The sequence below is a fragment of the Phenylobacterium sp. genome, from assembly GCF_036402295.1.
In the GTDB taxonomy this organism is placed as follows: domain Bacteria; phylum Pseudomonadota; class Alphaproteobacteria; order Caulobacterales; family Caulobacteraceae; genus Phenylobacterium.
This window is the reverse complement of sequence record NZ_DASWTE010000259.1, coordinates 1-6,836: the sequence shown is the minus strand read 5'-3', so window position 1 is coordinate 6,836 and position 6,836 is coordinate 1. Positions and strand designations below refer to the sequence as shown.

The following is a 6,836-nucleotide window of genomic DNA, read 5'->3' as shown; positions in this document are numbered from 1 at the left end:
CCACCCTGCACAGTCATTCCCAGGGTCAGGTTTCGGGCAGATCAACGAACGTCCGGTTCGTGGCGCTGAACCTATGACCGCGTCCCGACCCCGTTGCCGACGCTCAAGCGTCACCACACAGTCGCATGATGATTAGGGTCGCCCTGGCTTTGCTGGCCGCCGGTCAAGCGGTTGAGGACCGGCCGAGGACCTATGTTGCCTCCATTACAGGGCTTCAGTTGAAGGGAGATGAGAAGATCGACCGCTTCTCGATCTCAACCTGGGGCGTCACCTTCAATGCGATCTGTCGCATTCCCGAGGGTTGGACCCTGACGGCAGGCAGAAGGGCAAATCCCGAAGGCCGCCTTGAGCGGCAGGACCTCGCCACCGCGGACGGTCTCGGTGTCGTGCCCGCTACTTTCAAAGGCACTGCCACGGTCATGGGTTCAGACGCGGGACGAACTATCTCCCTCACGCACGCGAACATTAGACTGGCTCCGGCGAACGCCTGTCCCCCCGTTCGGACCGAGTGAGCCTGGCCTGGCGGGACCGCTGCAAACGTCCATGAGCGCACGCCCTAGCCGGCGGCGGCCTACAAGAAAGCCCCCGGTCCTCGCGGACCGGGGGCGAGAGGCTTCGCTGGGCGCCCGGGGGGAGGCCCGGGCGCCGGCGAATGGATCGGAAGCGGTACTGCACCTCGACGCCGTAGATGCGAAGCCGCGACGGCCGAGCATATCCATCAAATTGAATTGTTATATCAAACCCAATTGATGTATATTCGGCGCCATGAACACCCGGCCGCTCTCGCCTGACGTTGCGCCGCCCGCGTTCCTGCAGCTGGCTGGCCATCCCCTGCGCTGGCGCCTGCTGAGCGAGCTGGCCCGCAGCGACCGCCTGGTGCAGGAGCTGGCCGGCCTAGTCGGCGAGGCCCAGAACCTCGTCTCGTACCACCTTGGCAAGCTCAGGGACGGCCGCCTGGTCAATGCGCGGCGCAGCTCGGCCGACCGCCGCGACACCTACTACGGGCTGGACCTCGTCCGCATCGGCGCCCTGCTGTCGGTGGCCGGCGGGGCGCTCCATCCCGGCCTTCGTCTCGCGCCTCCCCAGCGAGACGACGCCCTGGTCGGCGCCAAGGTGCTGTTCCTGTGCACCGGCAACAGCGCGCGGTCGCAGATGGCCGAGGCGCTGGCCAGGGCGCTATCGGGCGGCGCCATCGAGGCGGTCAGCGCCGGCAGCCATCCGAAGGCCCTGCACCCCAACGCCGTCCGCGTGATGGCCGAGGACTACGGCCTCGACATCGCCGGCCAGGCGTCCAAGTCCCTCGACCTCTTCGAAGGCGAGCGCTTCGACTGGGTGATCAGCCTGTGCGACCGCGTACGCGAGGTGTGTCCCGAGTTCCCCGACCGCCCCGAGGTCGTCCACTGGAGCATCCCCAACCCGGCGACCGGCGAACCCGACGACGTCACCTATCCGTTGTTCCGCGACACGGCCGCCGAGCTTTCCACCCGCATCGGGTTCCTGATCGCCGACATGGCCGCCCGCGACCCGAAGGAGATCCCATGACCGACAGCACTCAGATGGTGAACGTCCGCTACATGGTCGACGACGTCCAGGCGGCGATCGACTTCTACACCAAGCACCTCGGCTTCGAGGTCATCACCAGCTTCCCGCCCGCCTTCGCCGACGTCGCCCGCGGCAACCTGCGCCTGCTGCTGAGCGGACCGGCCAGCTCTGCCGGACGCCCCATGCCCGACGGCGTGAAGCCGGGCCCCGGCGGCTGGAACCGCATCCACCTCCTCGTCGACGACATCGAAGCCGAGGTCGCCCGCCTGCGCGACGCCGGCGCGCCGTTCCGCAACGACATCCTGGCCGGCCCGGGCGGCAAGCAGGTCCTGCTGCAGGACCCCTCCGGCAACGTCGTCGAGCTCTTTCAACCCGCCGCCCGCTGAAACCCCCGGCCGGTCAGGAGACCGCCATGAACAGTACGAAGATCGCCGCCCTGGCCCTGATGTTTCTCGCCGGAGCGTCCAGCGCCATGGCCCAGAACGCCCCCGTCAGCCGCCCCGAGCTGGTGCGCGTCCGCTATATGGTCAACGACGTCCCCGCCTCGGTGGCCTTCTACAACGCCAAGCTGGGCTTCAAGATCGACTTCCAGTCCGGGCCCTACTTCGCCGCCCTGTCCCGCGGCGGCGTGCAGCTCCTGCTCAGCCCCACCAAGGGCCCGGGCGGCGCCTCGCAGCCGATGCCGAACGGCGACAAGCCCGTGCCTGGCGGCTGGAACCGCTTGGTCCTCAATACGCCGGACCTGCCGGGCGAGGTGGACCGGCTCAAGAAGGCCGGCGTCCGCTTCCGCAACGACATCGTCTACGGCGTCGGCGGCAACGAGATCCTCCTCGACGACCCCTCCGGCAACGTCGTCGAGCTGTTCCAGCCCACCTACGACGTGACGGCGCGGTAGGGCCGCCGCTCCCCATCGCACCGCGCTGCGGTTACGCTCTGCCCTGGACACCCCGGGGAGAGCCGACATGGTGCGATGGATTGTAGCCCTTGCGGCGCTCTTGATGCTGGCGCTGCCGGCCGCCGCCCTGGCCGCCGAGACCGGTTTCCTCGACCGCACGGTCAAGGTCGACGGCCGCGACTACGCCTACCAGGTCTACGTCCCGCGCCAGCCGCTCCAGGGCGCCAAGCCGATCATCCTCGCCCTGCACGGCGCGGGCGAGCGCGGGTCGGACGGGCTCCTGCAGACCGAGGTGGGCCTGGCCGGCGCCATCCGCCGCCACCCCGACCGCTGGCCCGCCATCGTCGTCTTCCCGCAGGCGCCCGAAGGCCAGCTCTGGATGGGCGTCCCGGCCCGCGTCGCCATGGCGGCGCTGGCCCAGGCCGAGCGCGAGTTCCGCACCGATCCGAACCGCGTCTACCTCGCCGGCCTGTCCATGGGCGGCAACGGCGCCTGGCGCCTCGCCTACGAACAGCCGGACCGCTTCGCCGCGGTGGTCCCCGTCTGCGCCTTCGTCGGCCCTTTCCGCGGTCTGCCGCCTGTCGCGGGCCCAGGCCCCGACCCCTACGCCGCCCTGGCCGGCAAGCTCGCCCGCCTACCCATCTGGATCGTCCACGGCGAGGTCGATTCGGTCGTGCCGGTCGACGAGTCCCGCCGCATGGCCGCTGCGCTCAAGGCCGCCGGCGCGCCCGACGTCACCTACAAGGAGCTCCCCGGCGTCGACCACAACGCCTGGGACCCCGCCTTCGCCGACGAAGCATTGCCGAAGTGGCTTTTCCAGCAGCGCCGCAACCCCGCTGCGCGCTGATCCAGTGAGCCACGGCCGTTCAGGTCGCGGTCACCGAGCGGGTGCTAGAGGGATCGCCTTCGAGGGTCGCCCGTTTCGAGCAGGAATCCATGAGCGAGCTCCTCGACCTCATCCACGCCACCGTGCGGCTCGAACAGGTGCAGTCCGATGGCGCGGGCGCCGTCGGAACCGGCTTCGTCGTCGTTGCGCCGGACCCGGACGGTCGTCCGCGGACCCTCCTCATCACCGCCCAGCACGTCTTCGCGCGCATGCCGCGGGACAAGGTGAAGGTCGGCTTCCGCGTCGCCGACGAGGCCGGCGACTGGCGGTATGCGCCGGTCAGCATCCGCATCCGCGGCCCCGAGGGCGAACCGCTGTGGACCGCGCACCCCATCCAGGACGTCGCCGCGATCCCGCTGCCGTCCGGGGTGGCGCGCGCCGCGGTGGCGGCCTCCCAGCTCGCCACCGGCAAGACCCTCGCGACCCTGGCGGTCGCGCCGGGGGACGAGATGATGGTCCTGGGCTATCCGCAGGGGTTCTCCGCCAACGCGGCGGGGTTCCCCATCGTGCGCGTCGGCCGCGTCGCGTCCTATCCGCTGGCGCCCCCGGCCCGCTACCCGACCTACCTGCTGGACTTCTCGGTCTTCGCCGGCAACTCGGGCGGCCCGGTCTACGTCGTTCGTTCCCTGAACGGCCGCGCCCCCGACATCGTCGTCACGGGCCTTCTCACCGAGGAGCTCAGGCTGAAGCACAGTCGGCTCGAGATCGGCAACGTCACCCACGCCGCCTACATCGCCGAGACCCTCTCGCTCGTGGACTCGCCGCCGGCCGAGGTGACGCCAACCGGAGGCGTCCTGCCCCAGGCCGACCCCAGGCCCGCCGCCAGCGGACCCGACCCCTCGGCGCTGGATCGCCTGCGCGAAGGCTGGGACGCCGTCGTGACCGACGTCGCGGTCCTGGTTCGCCGCGCCTGGATCGTGGTCAAGCAGAGCGTGCTCGCGTGGATCACGCCCGAGCCCCGTCGGCTCGACCCCGGGCGCTGATCCACCCATCCCCATCCTCGCCCTCGTCAACCGCGGCTTGTCCGCGGGACCCATGCTGCAACCGCTACGCGCGGGAAGGATGCCGCCGCCCCTCCTCCACACCCGTAGGGGGAGGGGGACCGCGGAACGCGGTGGAGGGGGAACAACCCAAGCTGTGCGCTGGGGTCCGCACAGGTCCTGGTGCTTGCCGAGGCCGCGCGTGGCGACAGCGGCGGCTAGGCCTCGAGGATGGGCGTGCGGAAGGTGCAGACCAACCCTCGTGGCCCGTAGACGAGCTGGGCGGCACAGCCGAGTTCGGTGGCGAGGCCTTGGGTGAGGAGGCGCGTTCCGAAGCCGCGGCGAAGCGGTCCCCGGACCGGCGGGCCGCCGCGCTCGCGCCATCTCAGCACCACCGCCCCGCCGTCCAGGGCCAACCGCCAGGCCAGCCAGACATGCCCCGCGGGATCCGACAGCGCGCCGTACTTCGCGGCGTTGGTGGCCAGCTCGTGCAACGCCATGGCGAGGCCGACCGCGACGTGGGGCTCGAGCCGCCGGTCCGGCCCCCGGATGTGGATCCGGGGGTCGTGATCCTGATCGTCATAGACCTTCACCGACTGGGCGACGATCTCGACCAGGTCGGCGCCGACCCAGTTCTCGCGGGTCAGCACGTTGTGGGCGGCCGACAGCGTGAGCAGGCGATCGACGAAGGTGTCTCGCGCCGCCTGGACGTCCACGCCCTCGCGTATCGTCTGCAGAGCGATCGACTGGACCGTGGCGAGGGTGTTCTTCACCCGGTGGTTCAGCTCGTTGATGAGCAGCCTCTGGCGGGTCTCCGCTTCGCGGCTCTCGGTGACGTCCATGGCCATGCCGACGTACCCGGCGAACCGGCCGTCGGGGTCGTGCCGGGGCTGGCAGGTGATCCGCATCCAGCGCCACTCGTCCCGCGCGTTCTGCAGCCGGACCTCGGTCTCGTAGGGCTCCTGCCTCGCGCGGGCCTTCGTCCGGAGGGCGATCATCCTGGGGAGATCGTCCGGGTGCATCCGGCCCATCTGCAGCGTGCCTCCGATGCGGTAGGCGCCCGGCCGGCCGGAGAAGTCGAGCGCGGCTTGGTTCACGAACTCCACGGCGTCCTCGGCGTCCGTCACCCACAGCGGCGCGGGCGCACAGTTGGCGAAGAGCCGGAAGCGGGCCTCGCTTTCGCGTATCTTGGCCTCCTGGGTCTTGATCTTGGTGATGTCGGCGATCACGCCCAACATCCTGAGCGGCCGGCCGTCCTCGTCGTACTCCGCGCGCGCCCAGCCCATTACCCAGATGCCGCTTCCGTCCGGCCCGAGGGCCCTGTGCTCCACCTCGAACGAGATTCGCTGGCTCATGGCGGCCTGGGCCTCGGCCCAGACGCGCTTGATGTCCTCCGGGTGGATGAGCTTCTGCATCGCGTCTCGGACAGACAGCGGCCCCGTGGGCGCCCCGAGGATCTTCGCGGCCCGCTCGGAGAACGTGATGATCCCGTTCTCCATGTCCCAGGTGAAGTCGCCGAGGCCCGAGGCGGCGAACAGCAGCTCGAGGCGCTCGGACTGTTCGCGCTCGCGGCGGCGGGCTTCGTCTTGCGCGGTGATGTCGCGAAAAGTGAGGCCGATGCCCACTTCGGCGGGGAAGGCCCGCACGGCATAGATCAAGCCCGGACGGAACAGCGACGCGAACTCCAGGCTGACCGTCACCCGTTCGATCATCACCTTGGCGAGGGCGGTCTCCAGGGACGAGCCGATGAGCCCCGGCGAGACCTCCCATAAGGACCGGCCCAGGACGGCGCTTCGATCGACCAGGGACTGGGTCTCGGCGGCCCGGTTGAAGAAGACGAACCGCCAGTCGCGGTCGAAGACACAGAAGCCATCGGCGAAGACGTCGAGGACTTCCGCCAGACTTGCGTCCGAGGGAGGCTCGAACCCACGAGGGGGCGACGGAGCGCTGGCGACTGACATCGCACGACAATTCCCTCCGGATTTTGTACGCCCCTGCCGAGAAAGAGCAATGCTCTGCTGTACGGGGAATGAGCTGAATCAGGTTGACCGTGTAGAATGGCAACCATAGGTAGTCATTTTGCTACCCGAATTGTGTCTTCGACGCCCGACGCCTCTTACGAACACTGAAATCCGCGCTCCAGACTGGCGTCACGGGAACACGATCTCTGATCCGTGGAGGAGGAAGCAACTCAAGCTCCGCGCTTCTCGCAAACCCATGCTGCGCATGGTTCCCTCCCCCTACGGGTGAGAAGTGGAGCAGCGCCAACTTGTTCCCTATATGTTCCACTCCCATCTCCCCGGGAATGCCGAAACCCCGCGTCCCCTTCAGCCCCGAGATCGTCGAGCGCCTCTGGCTCGGCCTCGAAGCCGGCCACGGCCTGCGCCGCCTCTGCCGCGAGCCCGGCATGCCCACCCGCGCCACCGTCATGCGCTGGCTCAAGGAGAAGCCCGACTTCGCCGAGGACATCGCACTCGCCCGCCTGATGGGCGGCCTCGACGGCGTCGGCCGCTCGTCAGGCTGCAAGAACGGC

Annotated in this window: 7 protein-coding genes; 6 read left to right on the top strand and 1 reads right to left on the bottom strand. The window is 69.5% G+C overall.

Features of this window, described 5'->3' with window-relative positions; genetic code table 11:
* Nucleotides 1-765 precede the first annotated feature (765 nt).
* The 5 genes from VGD44_RS15845 (at nt 766) to VGD44_RS15825 (ending at nt 4,306) form a co-directional block, all read left to right on the top strand.
* Nucleotides 766-1,542 (top strand): ArsR family transcriptional regulator, encoded by a 777-nt coding sequence (locus VGD44_RS15845; protein ID WP_331088795.1) that lies wholly within the window; start codon nt 766-768, stop codon nt 1,540-1,542.
* A complete protein-coding gene (locus VGD44_RS15840; protein WP_331088793.1) occupies nt 1,539-1,928 on the top strand; it encodes a VOC family protein in 390 nt (129 codons plus the stop codon). Before VGD44_RS15845 ends, VGD44_RS15840 begins: the two co-directional genes overlap by 4 nt.
* Nucleotides 1,929-1,954: 26 nt before the next feature.
* Nucleotides 1,955-2,437 carry a VOC family protein gene (locus VGD44_RS15835; protein WP_331088791.1) on the top strand — a complete coding sequence of 161 codons (483 nt, stop codon included), beginning with the start codon at nt 1,955-1,957 and terminating at the stop codon, nt 2,435-2,437.
* A 67-nt stretch (nt 2,438-2,504) separates the two neighbouring features.
* Nucleotides 2,505-3,284, top strand: coding sequence for an alpha/beta hydrolase-fold protein (locus VGD44_RS15830; protein ID WP_331088789.1), 780 nt, complete (start codon nt 2,505-2,507; stop codon nt 3,282-3,284).
* An 89-nt stretch (nt 3,285-3,373) separates the two neighbouring features.
* Entirely contained in the window at nt 3,374-4,306 is a 933-nt protein-coding gene (locus VGD44_RS15825) for a trypsin-like serine peptidase (protein WP_331088787.1), read from the top strand.
* A gap of 215 nt (nt 4,307-4,521) precedes the next feature.
* Here VGD44_RS15825 and VGD44_RS15820 read toward each other — a convergent pair whose 3' ends face one another.
* Nucleotides 4,522-6,264: a PAS domain S-box protein gene (locus tag VGD44_RS15820; RefSeq protein ID WP_331088785.1), complete on the bottom strand. Its 1,743-nt coding sequence runs from the start codon at nt 6,262-6,264 to the stop codon at nt 4,522-4,524.
* A 344-nt stretch (nt 6,265-6,608) separates the two neighbouring features.
* On the opposite strand from VGD44_RS15820, the gene VGD44_RS15815 reads away from it, so the two are divergent.
* The coding region (locus VGD44_RS15815) for a hypothetical protein (protein ID WP_331088783.1) at nt 6,609-6,836 on the top strand (228 nt) is incomplete at its 3' end.